Source organism: Hyphobacterium lacteum (assembly GCF_036330345.1).
In the GTDB taxonomy this organism is placed as follows: Bacteria; Pseudomonadota; Alphaproteobacteria; order Caulobacterales; family Maricaulaceae; genus Hyphobacterium; species Hyphobacterium lacteum.
The window spans coordinates 129,425-144,431 of sequence record NZ_JAZDRP010000005.1; the positions used below are offsets into that span (position 1 = coordinate 129,425).

At 60.4% G+C, this 15,007-nt stretch carries 16 protein-coding genes; 6 read left to right on the top strand and 10 right to left on the bottom strand.

Annotated elements, in window-relative coordinates:
* The first annotated feature begins 199 nt into the window (after positions 1–199).
* Positions 200–685: a hypothetical protein gene (locus V0U79_RS09520; RefSeq protein WP_330199268.1), complete on the top strand. Its 486-nt coding sequence runs from the start codon at positions 200–202 to the stop codon at positions 683–685.
* An 85-nt stretch (positions 686–770) separates the two neighbouring features.
* A complete protein-coding gene (locus tag V0U79_RS09525; protein WP_330199269.1) occupies positions 771–1,076 on the top strand; it encodes a hypothetical protein in 306 nt (101 codons plus the stop codon).
* Here V0U79_RS09525 and V0U79_RS09530 read toward each other — a convergent pair.
* Positions 1,073–1,489 (bottom strand): DUF1330 domain-containing protein, encoded by a 417-nt coding sequence (locus tag V0U79_RS09530; protein WP_330199270.1) that lies wholly within the window; start codon positions 1,487–1,489, stop codon positions 1,073–1,075. The genes V0U79_RS09525 and V0U79_RS09530 overlap by 4 nt on opposite strands.
* Positions 1,490–1,615: 126 nt before the next feature.
* On the opposite strand from V0U79_RS09530, the gene V0U79_RS09535 reads away from it, so the two are divergent.
* Positions 1,616–2,371, top strand: coding sequence for a hypothetical protein (locus V0U79_RS09535; RefSeq protein ID WP_330199271.1), 756 nt, complete (start codon positions 1,616–1,618; stop codon positions 2,369–2,371).
* Here the strand turns inward: V0U79_RS09535 and V0U79_RS09540 are convergent, their stop codons facing one another.
* A complete protein-coding gene (locus V0U79_RS09540) occupies positions 2,372–3,457 on the bottom strand; it encodes a glycosyltransferase (protein ID WP_330199272.1) in 1,086 nt (361 codons plus the stop codon).
* Positions 3,454–4,224, bottom strand: coding sequence for a hypothetical protein (locus V0U79_RS09545; protein ID WP_330199273.1), 771 nt, complete (start codon positions 4,222–4,224; stop codon positions 3,454–3,456). Before V0U79_RS09545 ends, V0U79_RS09540 begins: the two co-directional genes overlap by 4 nt.
* Positions 4,225–4,318: 94 nt before the next feature.
* Between V0U79_RS09545 and V0U79_RS09550 the strand changes: the two genes are divergently transcribed.
* Complete coding sequence (locus V0U79_RS09550; protein WP_330199274.1) at positions 4,319–4,762, top strand: hotdog fold thioesterase; 444 nt, start codon at positions 4,319–4,321, stop codon at positions 4,760–4,762.
* On the opposite strand, the gene polA is transcribed toward V0U79_RS09550, so the two are convergent.
* From polA to V0U79_RS09565, 3 genes are all read right to left on the bottom strand, one after another.
* The gene (polA, locus tag V0U79_RS09555) at positions 4,763–7,540 is read right to left on the bottom strand and encodes a DNA polymerase I (protein ID WP_330199275.1); all 2,778 of its coding nucleotides are present in this window, start codon (positions 7,538–7,540) and stop codon (positions 4,763–4,765) included.
* A gap of 69 nt (positions 7,541–7,609) precedes the next feature.
* Positions 7,610–9,130: an SLC13 family permease gene (locus V0U79_RS09560; RefSeq protein ID WP_330199276.1), complete on the bottom strand. Its 1,521-nt coding sequence runs from the start codon at positions 9,128–9,130 to the stop codon at positions 7,610–7,612.
* Between the two features lie 9 nt (positions 9,131–9,139).
* On the bottom strand, positions 9,140–9,328 hold the full coding sequence (locus V0U79_RS09565; protein WP_330199277.1) for a zinc-finger domain-containing protein: 189 nt from the start codon (positions 9,326–9,328) through the stop codon (positions 9,140–9,142).
* Between the two features lie 79 nt (positions 9,329–9,407).
* Here V0U79_RS09565 and V0U79_RS09570 point away from each other — a divergent pair, with 79 nt between their 5' ends.
* Together V0U79_RS09570 and V0U79_RS09575 are read left to right on the top strand one after the other, a co-directional pair.
* Positions 9,408–10,349: an ABC transporter ATP-binding protein gene (locus V0U79_RS09570; RefSeq protein ID WP_330199278.1), complete on the top strand. Its 942-nt coding sequence runs from the start codon at positions 9,408–9,410 to the stop codon at positions 10,347–10,349.
* Positions 10,350–10,406: 57 nt separating this feature from the next.
* Positions 10,407–10,757 (top strand): hypothetical protein, encoded by a 351-nt coding sequence (locus V0U79_RS09575; protein WP_330199279.1) that lies wholly within the window; start codon positions 10,407–10,409, stop codon positions 10,755–10,757.
* Here V0U79_RS09575 and V0U79_RS09580 read toward each other — a convergent pair whose 3' ends face one another.
* From V0U79_RS09580 to mnmG, 4 genes are read right to left on the bottom strand one after another with little or no spacing between them, the layout of a single operon-like run.
* On the bottom strand, positions 10,758–11,636 hold the full coding sequence (locus V0U79_RS09580) for a ParB/RepB/Spo0J family partition protein (protein ID WP_330199280.1): 879 nt from the start codon (positions 11,634–11,636) through the stop codon (positions 10,758–10,760).
* Positions 11,633–12,475, bottom strand: a complete 843-nt coding sequence (locus V0U79_RS09585; RefSeq protein ID WP_330199281.1) for a ParA family protein — start codon at positions 12,473–12,475, stop codon at positions 11,633–11,635. Before V0U79_RS09585 ends, V0U79_RS09580 begins: the two co-directional genes overlap by 4 nt.
* Entirely contained in the window at positions 12,456–13,118 is a 663-nt protein-coding gene (gene rsmG / locus V0U79_RS09590) for a 16S rRNA (guanine(527)-N(7))-methyltransferase RsmG (protein ID WP_330199282.1), read from the bottom strand. The genes V0U79_RS09585 and rsmG overlap by 20 nt, the downstream gene beginning before the upstream one ends.
* Positions 13,119–14,981, bottom strand: a complete 1,863-nt coding sequence (mnmG, locus tag V0U79_RS09595; RefSeq protein WP_330199283.1) for a tRNA uridine-5-carboxymethylaminomethyl(34) synthesis enzyme MnmG — start codon at positions 14,979–14,981, stop codon at positions 13,119–13,121.
* Positions 14,982–15,007 lie beyond the last annotated feature (26 nt).

The following is a 15,007-nucleotide window of genomic DNA, read 5'->3' on the forward strand; positions in this document are numbered from 1 at the left end:
GAACGCCGTTCACTATGCCAATCAGAATCTCTCCGTCAAACACTCTGCACTGCGAGACGCCAACAGGCAGGATTGCGCACCGCACCGTCGCTGCCGCAGCTTTCCGGTGCTCGTTTTTTTTGCCCGGTTTTCAAAAAAGGGCCTTTAAAACTTGCGGCGCCCTGATCTATCCTCCGGTGGGGAAACACGGGGAGAGACCATGAATTCAGTTGCTATTCTTATGGCTGCGGCCATTCAGAGCTATGGGCCTGTCGATATCAATGGATGGGAGCTCCGTGGCGCCAATAATAGTGACGGCACCTATGTCTGCTCGGCGTCGATTCCCTATCGCAGCGGAATTTCGCTGGCTTTCGTCCGTTCATCCTCGACCTTCCGGATCGCCTTGCAGAACGAGGCCTGGCAGCTGCAGGAAGGGGAGCGATATTCGTTGACCATCCGCATCGATAACCGGTTCAACCAGTCGGTCACGGCCCATGCGTCAGGCGATCAGACCCTGGCGATCGATTATGACTGGGTGCCGAATTCCTCGCTGGAGAATGCCCTGATCTACGGAAATATTCTTTATGTGAATGCCCAGCAGGCGGATTTCCAGTTCGAGCTGACGAATTCCTCCAGGGCCATCCCGGCGCTCAATTCCTGTCTGCAGGCCGGTAGCCGCAATCCGTTTTCGTCCGGACCCAAATAGGTCCGATATTGCGTTGCTGCATGGCTGTGCTAACTCCCCTCTTTCGCGAGGGGTGTTACTCAATTTCACCTGAATGGGGAGTTCAATGATTTCACACTTGTTTGCTGCAGTGCTCTTGCAGGCCGCAACCGATCCGCTGATCGAAAACGCGCTTCAGGTCTCCGGACCGGAAGGTGAATACGTCGTCTATTTCGAGGCCGATGGCAGCTATTCCACGAATGTGGGTATATCCGGAAACTGGCACATGGAAGGTGATCAGTTCTGCGTTGCGCGCGCCACAGGCGAAGCCAACTGCCAGCCGCTGATGGACGATCTCTCGGTCGGCGACAGCTGGACTGGCCAGAATGCCAATGGTGATGACGTCACCTTCACGCTGGTCGCCCGCGACTAGCCAAACCTGTTTTCACCGGCCGCCTGTGTGTGCCGGATCAGTCTTGAGTCCCGTACCGCCGCCTGGCGGTGCGGGACGGCGTCTTTCTGGTAGACCGGGTCGGTGACCATCTCCAGAAAGGCTGCAGCCGATGGATAACGGGCGATAAAGGCAATGTCCCAGAGCCCGTCCGGCGGTCCGATCAATACAAGCTGCGGCTGCCCGCGCCAGATGATCTCTCCGCCCACGCGCTGGAAAACCGGTGCGCTGAACCTGCCGTAATTCGCATAGGCCTCGGCCCCGGAAACGGATTGGCCATCCGGATAACGTGCCTGATCGTGCAAGCGGATGAGGTTGAGCATATCGATCGGCTGATTGCGGGGCAGGGCCTTGAACGCCTCGAAGGCTGCGCGTTCCGGGTCGACATGATTCATCTTTCTGCCTCCATTCATCCGGTGTGACGTCAACCTAATGGCTTATCCACGGATCAGAAAACCTACATTCCGATTTCTGATGACGGAATCCGGCAACCCTGTTAACCCTGTTTCAGGGGAGAATAGATGCGTCGGACGACAGAGATACTCTGCGCCGGATGCGTGGCCGTGACAGGCCTGTGCGCAGGTCTTGCCGGGCCTGCCGTATCCGATCAGCCTGAATGGGACCCGCACGCGGCCGTGCTGGCATCCTTTGAGAATGATACACCGCCAAGCGTTTCGAGTGCGACAGCCCGGACTGCGACCGCGGTGATGAGTGTTCGCCAGGCCTACAGTGACGATTTCGGCGCCAACCGGACCCGGTTCGTCCTGGCCGATCCGCCAGGACCCGGGGAAATTGTCCTGGAAGGCGAAACGCTGACGGAAGAAGCTTTCCAGAGAGCGTCTTTTGCCGATCTGCCCGAAGCGCGGACAACCACGAATGTGCGGCTGGCGGCGCCTGTGGCCAATCCGGCCGGAGATACTGTGGTGACGCCTTATGCGGGCGTTTCACTGACACCCGAGGGTACGGAAGCGCGCGTCGGGGCAAGGTTGCGGATCGGCGATGGGCGCGGTTCGGATTCCAGATGGTATCTGTTCGCGGCAGCCGAACGGCAGGCGCTGTTCTATGATGCCAATGCGATCGGCCGGCCGCTTCAGGCGATTGATGTCACCCCGTACACGGTTATCGGCGATGCCCAGGGCGGGGTCGCCTACCGGGTGAGCGACAGCACCGACATTGCCTTTGCCTATGTCCGGCGCAGCTGGGCCTATCGTTATGGCGTGGACGAGTGGGAAGAAGACGAGGATTTCGCGGCGATTTCCATCGTTTCGCGCTGGTAGTCAGTCCTCTGCCCTGAGCACGGCGAGCGCCTGTTCCCGCTGCAGCCTTATCGCCGTTTCGGTATAGAGCCGTGTTGCCAGATCATCCCGTTCCTGAAGTTGAGGCAGGATGGCGCCGAGATAGGCCTGCATGGCCGCGGGCGACAACGAAGCGTCAACCGGCTTTCCCGCCAGCTTCAGGTAAAGATCCTCATAGCTCTCGACCGCATTGGCAAAATCCGCTTCTGCCCGGACCCGCGCACTGACCCTGGCGGCGTCCTGCCAATCCACCGCCTTTATCTCGCCCGCCAGCGCGTCCGGTGTCGGGATGCGGTCGATCACGCTGAAACCGAAATTGGCCCGGCGCAGGGTCTCGAAACGGTCGGTCGTGACCCGCGGGCCGATACGGCCATAATCAGACAGGATCACGGCGCAGCCCGAGGCCATGGCTTCCAGGGCTGCGCGCGCTTTGGCAAAGACCAGACCATAACCGGGCAGATCCTTCTCTGGCGCCCGCATCACCTCTCCGGCGGCACCGGCAAACTCCAGTGACAGGCCATTCGCCTCACAGGCCTGCCGGAAGGGGTCGAGTTCCGCCGGGGTTGCAATATTGGAAATCAGCAGGGCCCGGCGCTGCCGGTCCGGATCGTCGCGGGCCACAGCGGCCGCCGTGAACCTTTTCAGATCAACGCCATTGGGAATGATCACAATTGTGTCCGAAGCAATCTCCTGCCCGGCCAGAAAGTCAAAGCAGGGCTGGTCGACGGCGACATGGGCCAGAATGTTGGGAAAGCGGGCCAGCGGCGCTTCCTGCCAGGGCTTGACGCCATGGCAGACGGAGATGGCGGGTGTTTGCGGAAACGCCATGCAGGCGAGTGCTGTTACCGGGTGATGGTGGCAATGCAGAATGTCCGGAGCGCTCACCGGTGTCAGATCATCGGTGACGGCAATCCCGGCCTGGCGGATCTCTTCGGCAACGCTTCCCAGCAGCGGCGAAAAGCAGACCGGTTCATGGCCGCGGGCCTTCAGCCCGATCGCCAGGTCACGGACATAGAGCTCGGTTCCGGCGCGGCGATCCAGCGCATGATTGGTGATGAGGATTTTCACGCCGGTTGCATCATCGCCGCCAGAAGCGGCCGGAGATGATCCCGGTAGGTCAGGGCCGAGGCGTATTTGCCTTCGCGCACGCGCTGGCGGCCATGCCGCTCGAAGAAGGGCTGGTCCGCCTCGAAAGTGCGGTCATAGCGCGGCCAGTCGAGCGCGGGCCTCAGGATTTCGCAGCCCTGTGCAGGCTCTCCATAAAGCGCCAGAAGATGACCCGCCTCCTGTGCCAGCTGCTCACCGGCCAGCGCGATATATTGCCGGATCATATCCAGCTTCCATGCAAGCGCCCCGCGATCGAGGCTGAAATCCATGCAATCGCCGGGGGTCGCATGGCCGTAATCGGCAGGATCTGCGTCCAGAGCGATATCATAGACGTCGAGTCCATGACGGTTTCCCGCCCTGACAGCGATGAAATGGCAAATATCATGCGCCGGATTATAACCCTCGGCTGCGTCGGTGATCAGAAATCGCGGCTGCATGATTTCAATCACCCGGTCGAGCTCAAGCGCCAGCGCGCCGATCAGCCGCTCATCGTGCCGGTGCAGGCCTGCATACAATTCGGCGTCCGGGATAAAGGGAAAATCCACGCGTTCCGGCAGGCCCGATTGCTTCAGAAGCCCGGCGGTCAGCGGAATTCGGGAATGGCCGGTCGAACCGGATGCATCCGTCAGATAAAGGCAGGCGGCCTCCAGTTGGCCCAGCGTATGGAGAATGCGCAGCTCATGACCTGGGTGGGCGAAAATCGCCAGTGGTGCATTTGCCTGCGCCAAGTTGAAAAACCCCCTATATACCCGACCGGATGAATTTGCCGCTGTGCCCGATTTTCATCATGGGCAAGGGCAGGATGAAAGAGGAATTACACCGATGGCTGCGATCTGGCACGGCGGCAAAGCGCCGCTCGAGGAAATGAACGCCTCTCACGACCGGACCATGATGGGCGCTATCGGGATCGAACTGACGGAGTTTGGCGATGACTGGGTGCGCGGCAAGATGCCGGTCGACAAACGCACCCACCAGCCTTTCGGTCTCCTCCATGGCGGAGCTTCCGTGGCGCTCGCCGAAACGCTGGCCTCTGTGGGCGCCTTCTCCACCGTTGACCCGGAGACCCATGCCGCTGTTGGCATGGAAATCAATGCCAATCATGTCCGCCCGGTCCGTGAGGGCTGGGTCTATGGCGAAGCCAGGATCGAATCCCGTGGCCGGACCACGCAGGTCTGGACGATCCGCATCACCAATGAAAAGGGCAAGCTGGTCTGCCTGTCCCGTTGCACGATGGCGATCGTCCGGACGGGGACGCTCAAGGACTGATCAGTGGGCCTCGCCCCAATGCGCGCCGGCCCTCGCATCCACTTCCAGCGGAACAGATATGTCGATGGCCGGCAGAGCCGCACCTGACATCACCTTCTTTGCCAGGGCGATCATGTCGTCCGCCTCGTGTTCAGGGACTTCGAAGACCAGTTCATCATGCACCTGCAACAGCATGCGGGCGTCCAGACCAGCCTTGTCGATCGCGCCCGGCAGGCGGATCATCGCGCGGCGGATGATATCAGCGGCCGAGCCCTGGATCGGAGCATTGATCGCCTGACGCTCGGCGAACTGGCGCATGTTCGGATTCTTGTCCTTGATCGAGGGCAGGTGCGCACGGCGGCCGAAGATTGTCTCGACATAACCCCTGGCTTTCACCTCTTCACGCTTTTCATCCATATAGGTTTTAACGCCCGGGAATTTCTCGAAATATTTCTCGATGAAGGTTTTCGCTTCGTCCCGCTCGATGCCGAGATTATTGGCAAGACCGAAGGCGGATATCCCGTAGATGATCCCGAAATTGATCGCCTTGGCCTTGCGCCGGACCATCGGGTCCATGCCCTCGACCGGAACGCCAAACATTTCCGACGCCGTCATGGCGTGAATATCATCGCCGCGGCGGAAGGCCTCTTTGAGGGCGGCGACATCGGCGATGTGAGCCAGCAGGCGCAGCTCGATCTGGGAATAGTCGGCAGCGACAATGACATTGCCCGGCTCGGCCACGAAGGCCTCGCGGATCTTGCGGCCCTCCTCGCTGCGGATCGGGATGTTCATCAGATTGGGATCGGAGGAGGCCAGCCGGCCAGTCGACGTCGAAGCCAGAGAAAACGAGGTATGAACCCGGCCGGTGTCCGGATTGATGGCGGCGCCCAGCGCATCGGCATAGGTGGATTTCAGCTTGGCATAGCTTCGCCAGGAGAGAATGGCCTGGGGCAATTCATGGCCCTCATTGGCAAGCCCTTCCAGCACAGACACATCCGTTGACCAGGCCCCGGTCTTGGTCTTCTTGCCGCCGGGCAGTCCCATCTCGTCAAACAGGATCTCGCCCAGCTGTTTGGGGCTGCCGAGATTGAATTTCGAGCCGGCCAGCTCATGGGCCTTGTCCTCATACTCGGCCATTTTCTGGGCGAAATCCGAGGACATGCGGGATAATTGCGCCTTGTCGACCTTCACGCCCGCCAGCTCCATGCCAGAGAGAATCTGTGGCATGGGGCGCTCAATGGTTTCGTAAAGCGTCAGCTTGCCCTTGGGGGCGATACTGGGCTTGAGGATTTCCCAGAGCCGCAGCGTGACATCGGCATCCTCGGCGGCATATTCGGTGGCCTTGGCCAGGTCGACTTCGGCAAAACTGATCTGGCTTTTGCCGCTGCCGCAGACTTCCTTGAAGCTCAAAGGCGTATGGCCAAGGTGCAGCTCGGAAAGCTCATCCATGCCATGCCCGTGCAGCCCGCTTTCCAGCACATAGGAGAGCAGCATGGTGTCGTCATAGGGCGCCACGCGGATGCCATAACGCGACAGGACGGCGAGATCATATTTGATGTTCTGGCCGATCTTGAGGACGGATTTGTCCTCCAGAAGCGGTTTCAGCGCCGCGATGGCCTGATCCATGGGAATCTGTTCGGGACGGTCGCCTCCGCCCAGCAAATCCCCTGCTGTGCCATGGTCGAGCGGGATATAGCAGGCCTTGCCCGGCGCTGTCGCCAGAGACACGCCGACCAGTTTCGAAGCCACCGCCGAGAGGCTGTCGGTCTCGGTATCGACGGCGATGATGCCGGCGGCATGGCTGGCCTCGATCCATTTTTCCAGATCGGCGAGTTTGGTCACGTACTCATATTTTGTCCGGTCAACCGGTGCGGTGGCATCACCTGTGGCATCCGCGACCGGCCCGCCCAGCGCTTCCTCTACGCGGCGCGTAATGGTGCGGAATTCCATCTCCTTGAGGAAGCCGACCAGCGTATCCGGATCAGGATCGGCGGTTCCGAATTCGTCCAGACCATTCTCGACCGGCACATCGGTTTTCAGGGTCACCAATTCTTTGGAAATCCGGGCCTTGTCAGCAAACTCGATCAGGTTCTCGCGGCGCTTGTTCTGCTTGATCTCTTCGGCTCGGGAGAGAAGCGTTTCGAGATCACCATATTCCCCGATCAGCTGACTGGCGGTTTTCGGACCGATGCCCGGAACACCGGGAACATTGTCGGTCGAATCGCCCATCAGCGATTGCACCTCGATTACCTTGTCCGGACCCACGCCGAATTTCTCGACCACGCCGGCCGGATCGATGCGCTTGTTCTTCATCGTGTCGAACATGGTGACGCGGTCGCCGACCAGCTGCATCAAATCCTTGTCCGAGGAGACGATGGTGACCTTGGCCCCCTTGGCCTCGGCCTGACGGGCATAGGTGGCGATCAGATCGTCGGCCTCATAGCCCTCCATCTCGATACAGGGTGTACCAAAGGCGCGCGTGGCATCGCGGATGATGGAGAATTGCGGCACCAAGTCTTCCGGGGCGGGCGGGCGGTGCGCCTTGTAGTCCGGATAGATATCGTTACGAAAGGACTTGCCGGAATAGTCAAAAATAACAGCAAGATGGCTGGGCTCATCCTCGCCCTTGAGGTCTTCCAAGAGCTTCCACAGCATGTTGCAGAAGCCCTGGACCGCGCCGACCGGCGTCCCATCCGAGCGGGTGAGCGGCGGCAGCGCATGATAGGCCCGGAAAATATAGCCCGACCCGTCAATCAGATAGACATGAGAGGTCGCGTCGACCTTGCGTTCCACCGCCATTGGGCTGCCCTTCCTCGCTTGTGGCACAAGCTAGGTTGGGTTGCCGGGAGAGGCAATTGGCGGGTGCGGCTAACCCGGGAACGCCACGCCGCTCAGCAGGCTCGCCACCAGCGCAATGATGGGGGCTGCTATAAGGTTTATCCGGAAGCCTGCCTTCATCATCTGACCCATGCGCGCCGCGCCGGAGGCGTAGACGATGGCGTTGGGCGCTGTGGCCACCGGCAGCATGAAGGCGCAACTCGCGGCCAGAGCCACCGGCACGATCAGGTGCGCAGGCGGCACGCCGGCTTCGATCGCTACGGCGGCGAGTACAGGCAGGAAGCCGGAGACGGTGGCCACATTGCTGGTGAGTTCGGTTAAGAACACTACAATCAATGCGAGGATCAGAACGGTCACGGGCAAAGGCAAAGCCGCGACCCAAGCCAGGTGAGACCCAATCCATTCCGCCAGACCAGTCGCTTGAATGGCAGCAGCGAGCGAGAGACCGCCGCCGAACAAGATGATCACTGCCCAAGGGAGACGCTGAACAGTCTCCCAATCCATCAAAGCTTGGCCCTTTTTGTCTTTGCCGCCTGCGGGGATGAGAAACATGGCCAAAGCGCCGGCCATGGCGATTTGCGCATTGCCTAGCGCCAAGGTGATGGGCAAATCGAGCGAAGCGCTGATCCAAGCCAGTAGTGGATTCCAGCCAAACTCCATTTCCGGATCAGGATGACCGATCAAGAAGCCGGGCAATTCCCGGCCCATCCACAAAATCGCCACCGCCGAAAAGGCGAGCGCGACCCGCAGTTCAGGTGTGGTCATCCGGCCCAGCTTGCGCTTTTGGTCCAATACGACCTCACGGCCTGCGGCGCTGGGCGCGTGGCCGGAAACCTTGAACACCCATCGAGTTAAGATCAGCCACATGGAGGGAATGATCAAAAGGGCGGCGGGCACGCCCAGCATCATCCATTGGGGAAAGCTGATCGTCTCGCCGTATTCGCGTTCCATAAAGCCCATGGCGATCAGATTGGTCGGCGTGCCCACCGGCGTCATGATCCCGCCGACCGAGGCGGCGTATGCCACGGCGAGCGCTAGCGCGGGTGCAAAAATCTTAGCATCCAAGCCTTCATCGCCCACAGCTTCCGCCACCTTCAGCGCGATGGGGATCATCATCAGCGTAGTCGCCGTGTTGGAGATCCACATGGACAAGAGCGCGCTCGCCGCCATGAAGCCGAGCACCATCAAGGCGGGTTTGGATCCGAAGGCGGCGACGACGTTTAAGGCGATGCGGGCGTGAAGATTCCAGCGCTCGATGGCCAAAGCGACGATGAAGCCGCCCAGCAGCAGCATGACGATAGGATCAGCGTAAGGCGCGGCGGCCGCAAGCGTTTCGATAATGCCCAGGAACGGAAAGATGGCGAGGGGAACGAGTGCTGTCGCTGCAATCGGAATGGCCTCGGTGGCCCACCAAGTCGCCATCAGCAGCGCCAGCGAAGCCAGCAGCCAGGCTTCTCGGGAAAGGCCGTCCGGCAAGGGCAGGAATTGCAGGCCGAGAGCGAGGACAAGGCCGGTAATCAGGCCGATATTCTGGGCGGGATTACGGGCCATCAAGGAAATCTAGCTGGACGTATCCGCCGGACCGCCCCGGGCGACGAAACGCCGATCGCAATAGCCGCATTCGACATAGCCCCTGTCCCGGTCCATTTCATAATAGACTTTCGGGTGTCCGAGTGCGCCACCGCCGCCATCACAGGAGACGCGGTGCTGTTCGGTCAGGACGATCTCGGGCGGTTGCGGTGCGGCCATGACAGGGCTCCGATAGACAGGCGGGTTCGAGGCGCATAGTTATGGCCCTGACCCCGCAGCGTCAATCAGGACATGTTGCATGACCGAACTTCCCGAATTTGCCCTCGAGGCGATCGACCTGAAGAAAACCTACAAGGGCGGCAAGGAAGCCCTGAAAGGCGTGACGCTGCGCATTCGTCGCGGATCGATCTTCGGCCTTCTGGGGCCGAACGGGGCCGGGAAGTCGACCTTCATCAATATCTTTGCCGGCCTCGTGAACAAGACATCCGGCCAGGCGTCAATCTGGGGCCGTGACATTGATCGCGAGCCGCGCAATGCTCGCGCGGCCATCGGGATTGTGCCCCAGGAAATCAATATGGACGTGTTTTTCACGCCCTATGAAACACTGGAATTGATGGCCGGTTTCTATGGGGTTCCGAAATCGGAACGCCGGTCCGAAGAGATTCTGGCGGCGGTGGGGCTGAGCGACAAACGCGATGCCTATGTGCGTCAGCTGTCGGGCGGTATGAAGCGGCGCCTGCTGGTCGCCAAAGCGCTGGTCCACAACCCGCCCATCCTGGTTCTGGACGAGCCGACAGCCGGGGTGGATATCGAATTGCGCCGCCAGTTATGGGCCTATGTCCGCGAACTGCATGCGGCCGGGACAACGATTGTTCTGACGACGCATTATCTCGAAGAAGCGCAGGAGCTGTGCGACGAGATCGCGATCGTCGATCATGGCGAGGTGATTGCCTGCGAGCCGAAAGAAGCGCTCCTGAAGCGGATGGATACAAAGACGCTGGTGATTGATCCGGTGGAGCCGCTCACTGAAGTGCCGGCGGCGCTGGGAGATTTTCAGGCGGAGATCCGTCAGGGTGGTTCGCTAGCGATCTCCTACAAGTTTGGCCAGGAATCGGTGGCGGAAATCATCGAGAAGTATAATGCGTCGGGAGCCAGGATTGCAGATCTGCGGACCGAAGAACCTGATCTTGAAGACGTTTTCATGGCCCTGACCTACCAACGCGGGGAAAGCGCCGCCTGATCCGGCCTTGATTTGGCCTCATGCGGGGAGGAGACTGCCCGCTATCGGGAGGCCAATATGAGAACCTTACGCCATATCTTTGCGCTGATTGTGTCGGCCGGGGTCTTTTTGTTCCTGACCTATGTCTTCGGCATTTTCATGAACCCGCAGGGCCAGGGGGGCTGGATTGCCGCGCTGGTGCTGATCACGACGGCCGGCATTGGTTGCGTTCTGCTTTATGGCTGGATCGCCCGCGGCGGCCCGTCCCATCTCGACCGCCGCGTGCGGACCGATACGGGCTCGCTTGGCCTTGGCCTTTCAGGTGTGGGCATAGCGGCCAGCCGCCGCCGGCGGGATGATACGGATGATCCCAGCGATGATGATGGCGGTGGCGACGATCCCGATGCTGATCTTCGTGGCTGGGGCTGATTAGCCCGCATTGAGCCGGCGGCAGATATCATCAAGCTGATCGAGCTTTGAATAGCGAATGGTGACCGCGCCGGCTTCGCCCGACTTTCCGTGACCATGATCGATTTCGACCTTCAGGCCGAGACGATGGGAGAGGTCGTCTTCCAGGGCCCGCGTGTCGGCGTCCTTGGATGGGCCGGTGGATTTCGTCTCAGGCGCCTTGCCGGCGGCGGGGGCTTTCGCCAGCGCTTCGGCCTGGCGGACACTCAGACCCTGTGCCGCAATATTATCGGCCAGAACAGCGGCATTCTCGCTGGTTGCAATGGCGCGTGCATGGCCCATGGACAGGCGCCCGGCAGCAAGGTGCTCGAGGACGCTGTCCGGCAGTGAAAGCAAGCGCATCATGTTGGCAACATGGCTGCGGCTCTTGCCGACAGCGCGTGCGATTTCTTCCTGTGTATGCTCGAAACGGTCGACAAGCTGTCTGTAGGCGCGCGCCTCTTCGACGGGGTTGAGGTCGGCGCGCTGGACGTTCTCGACAATCGCGATTTCCAGGGTCTCGCGGTCGGTGAGCTCACGGACAAGGACCGGGATTTCGTGCAGTTTGGCGAGTTGTGCGGCGCGCCAGCGGCGTTCGCCGGCGACAATCTGATAGCCCCCCTCGGCCAGCGGCCTAACGAGAACCGGCTGCAGCAGGCCCTTCTCGGTGATCGAGGCGGCCAGTGCCTTGAGATCGTCTTCGGCGAAAATCCGCCTTGGCTGGTCGGGATTGGGCTGAATTTCCTCGATGGGAATGAGGGATGCGTTCCTGGGAGAATCCGCAGTTTTATCAGTGACATCGCCGTCATTCAGAAGGGCGGAGAGGCCGCGGCCCAGACCGCGAGTACGTTCGGCGCTCATGCCGGAACCCTTTCAATATCAAGAGCTTGCCGCTTTTCCTGTTGAACAATCTCCTTGGCCAGAGACAGGTAAGCCTGGCTGCCTGTGCAATGGAGATCATAGAGCAGGACCGGCTTGCCGAAGGAAGGGGCCTCGGAGACCCGGACATTGCGGGGGATGAGAGTCTTGTAAACCTGATCGCCGAAATGTTCGCGGACGTCGGCCTCGACCTGGCCGGATAGATTGTTGCGGCCATCATACATGGTCAGAACGACACCCTGCAGGGCGAGCTTCGGGTTGAGATTGGTGCGGACGAGATCAATCGTGCGCATGAGCTGGCTCAATCCCTCCAGCGCAAAGAATTCGCACTGGAGCGGAACCAGAACAGAGTCAGCAGATGTCAAAGCATTGACCGTCAAGAGATTGAGGGACGGTGGACAGTCGATGAGTACATAATCGTAATGTTGGCCGGCATCCTCGAGACGTTTGCGAAGGCGGTCTATGGCGTGGCGCATGCGATAGGAGCGGCGCGGCGCAGCCGCGAGTTCAAGCTCGGCGCCTGAAAGATCCGGATCCGAGGGGACCAGAGACAGGCCGGGCACAAGCGTATCGACCAGGGCGCGCTCCAGTGGCTGCTCGCCCACCAGCACGTCATAGGTGGTGACCTTACGCTCGGCCGGCGGGACGCCCAGCCCTGTCGAGGCATTGCCCTGCGGGTCGAGATCGAGGATGACGACCTGCTTTCCGATGGCTGCCAGCGCCGTGCCGAGATTGATGGTCGTGGTGGTCTTGCCAACGCCGCCTTTCTGGTTGGCGATGGCGATGACTTTTGGAGGCCGGTTACGCTGGATGTCTGGCATGTCGGTTTCCCTTCTTCGGCCGGATGGCGGACAAGCGAAGTATGACTCCATCGTCGCTGGTCAGACTCGGCAGAACATCTTCATCGAAGGTCCAGTATTTACGGGCATCCGTCAATTCCTGACGGTAGCGCTGTCCCTTCGGAAAGAGGCATATACCCTCGCTTTTCAACAGGGGAAAAGTATACCAGAGGAGCTTGTCCAGCGCGGCGACGGCCCGTGCCGTGATCACGTCAAACCTGTTCTCGGGATCCAACGCCTCGATACGGCAATTTTCTATACGCCCCGGCGCACCGGTGACCTCCAGCGAGCGCTCTATAAAACGGGCTTTCTTTCCAACGGATTCGACCATGAGAAGAGTGGATTCGGAAAGGCCACAATCTTTCATGGCGAGGGCAATCGCGATACCGGGGATTCCGGCACCGGCGCCGAAGTCCAGCCAGCTTTTTCCATTCTCCGGTGCGTGATCGAGCAGCTGGATTCCGTCGAGCGCATGGCGTTTCCAGAAATCGGCCATGGTCGAGCGTCCGACCAGGTTGGTGGTGCGATTGGTCTCGTCGAGCAGCAAACGCCAGCGCTCGAAAGCCTCGAGTGTTTCACGTGAAACACCGGTCGCTTTCTGGAAGTCCTCTGACGTAAAGCTCACCTAGCCGGCCTTTCGCGATGATTTCAGATGGGCCAGGATGGCTGTTATGGCACCGGGCGTCACCCCTTCGATCCGGCTGGCTTGTCCCAAAGTCTGAGGCCGGGCCGCCATCAGCTTCTCGCGCGCCTCCGCCGACAAACCGCCGACAGACGCATAGTCGAATTCGTCGGGCAGTTTGATGGCCTCATCCTTGCGAAAGGCGAGGATGTCAGCTTCCTGGCGTTCCAGATAATGAGCGTAAACAGCCTCAATCGACAATTGCTCGGCGATGGGTGGGTCAATATCCAACAGGGCCGGATCGAGCCCGGCAATGTCATCCCACTTAACATCAGCATAGCTCAGTAATTCCATCGCGGTTCGGCGGCGGCCATCCTGATTGACCTTTAAACCCGCGCGCGCCGCTTCGGGAGGAGTCAGGGATACTCGGGCAAGAGCCTCGCGGCCCTCATCAAGCTGAGTCATCTTGAGTCTGTATGACTCGATTCTGCGATCCGAAACGCCACCCAACTCAATGGCAAGAGGAGTCAATCGCTGGTCAGCATTATCCGCGCGAAGGGTCAGGCGATACTCAGCCCGGCTGGTAAACATCCGATATGGCTCACTGACACCTCGAGTCACGAGGTCATCAATGAGGACGCCGATATAGGCGTCCGACCGGCCAAGAATAACCGGAGCCAGACCAGCGGCGCGGCGGGCGGCATTAATCCCCGCCATCAGGCCCTGCGCGGCGGCCTCCTCATAACCGGTCGTGCCGTTGATCTGACCGGCCAGATAAAGGCCGGGCGCCGCCCGGACCTCGAGTGCCGGTGTCAATTCACGCGGATCGACATAGTCATATTCAATGGCATAGCCGTAACGGGCCACGCTGACAGACTCGAGGCCAGGTATGGTTTCCAGGAAGGCCTGCTGGACGTCATCGGGCAAGGATGTCGAAATACCATTCGGATAAACCAGATCGCTGTCGAGACCTTCAGGCTCGAGGAAAATCTGATGGCTATCCTTGTCGGCGAAACGGTGGATCTTGTCCTCGATAGACGGACAATAGCGCGGCCCCCGGCCGGAAATCCCGCCACTATAGACGGCCGACTTGTCCAGGTTAGCGGCAATGATCGCATGGGTTTCCGGTGTTGTTTCCGTAATCCCGCACGCAATCTGCGGCACCACAATCGCTTCGGTCACGAACGAGAACGGTACGGGTTTGTCATCGGCCGGCTGCACATCCAGCCGGGACCAGTCTATGCTGTCCCTGTAGAGGCGGGCGGGCGTTCCGGTCTTCAGCCGGCCCATCCGCAAACCCAGGCCGTAAAGGCGGTCCGAAAGCCCGATCGCCGGCTTTTCACCGAACCGGCCCGCAGGAATGCGTTCGAGGCCACGATGGATCACACCCTTGAGGAAAGTCCCCGTGGTAAGCACGATTGCGCTGGCTTCCCAACGCCGCCCGTCTTCTGCAACGACGCCGGTGACTTTGCCATGATCATCACAGATCAGATCCTCAATTGATGCTGCTTCGATCGCGAGATTCGCCGTTCCCACCAATTCAGCCTGCATGGCTTCGCGATAAAGCCTCCGGTCCGATTGGGTGCGAGGCCCCCGAACCGCCGGCCCCTTGGACCGGTTGAGCAAGCGAAACTGAATACCGGAGACGTCGGCTATGCGGCCCATAATCCCGTCCATGGCATCGATTTCGCGAACCAGATGCCCCTTGCCGAGGCCGCCAATGGCCGGGTTACAGGACATTTCTCCGATCGTCGCCGGATCATGCGTCAAGAGCAGGGTTCGCGCCCCCAGACGCGCACTGGCCGCCGCAGCTTCGCAACCGGCATGACCGCCGCCGATGACAATGACATCCCAATTCGCGGACATCTTTTCAGGCTCCATTTCGGGGCGCG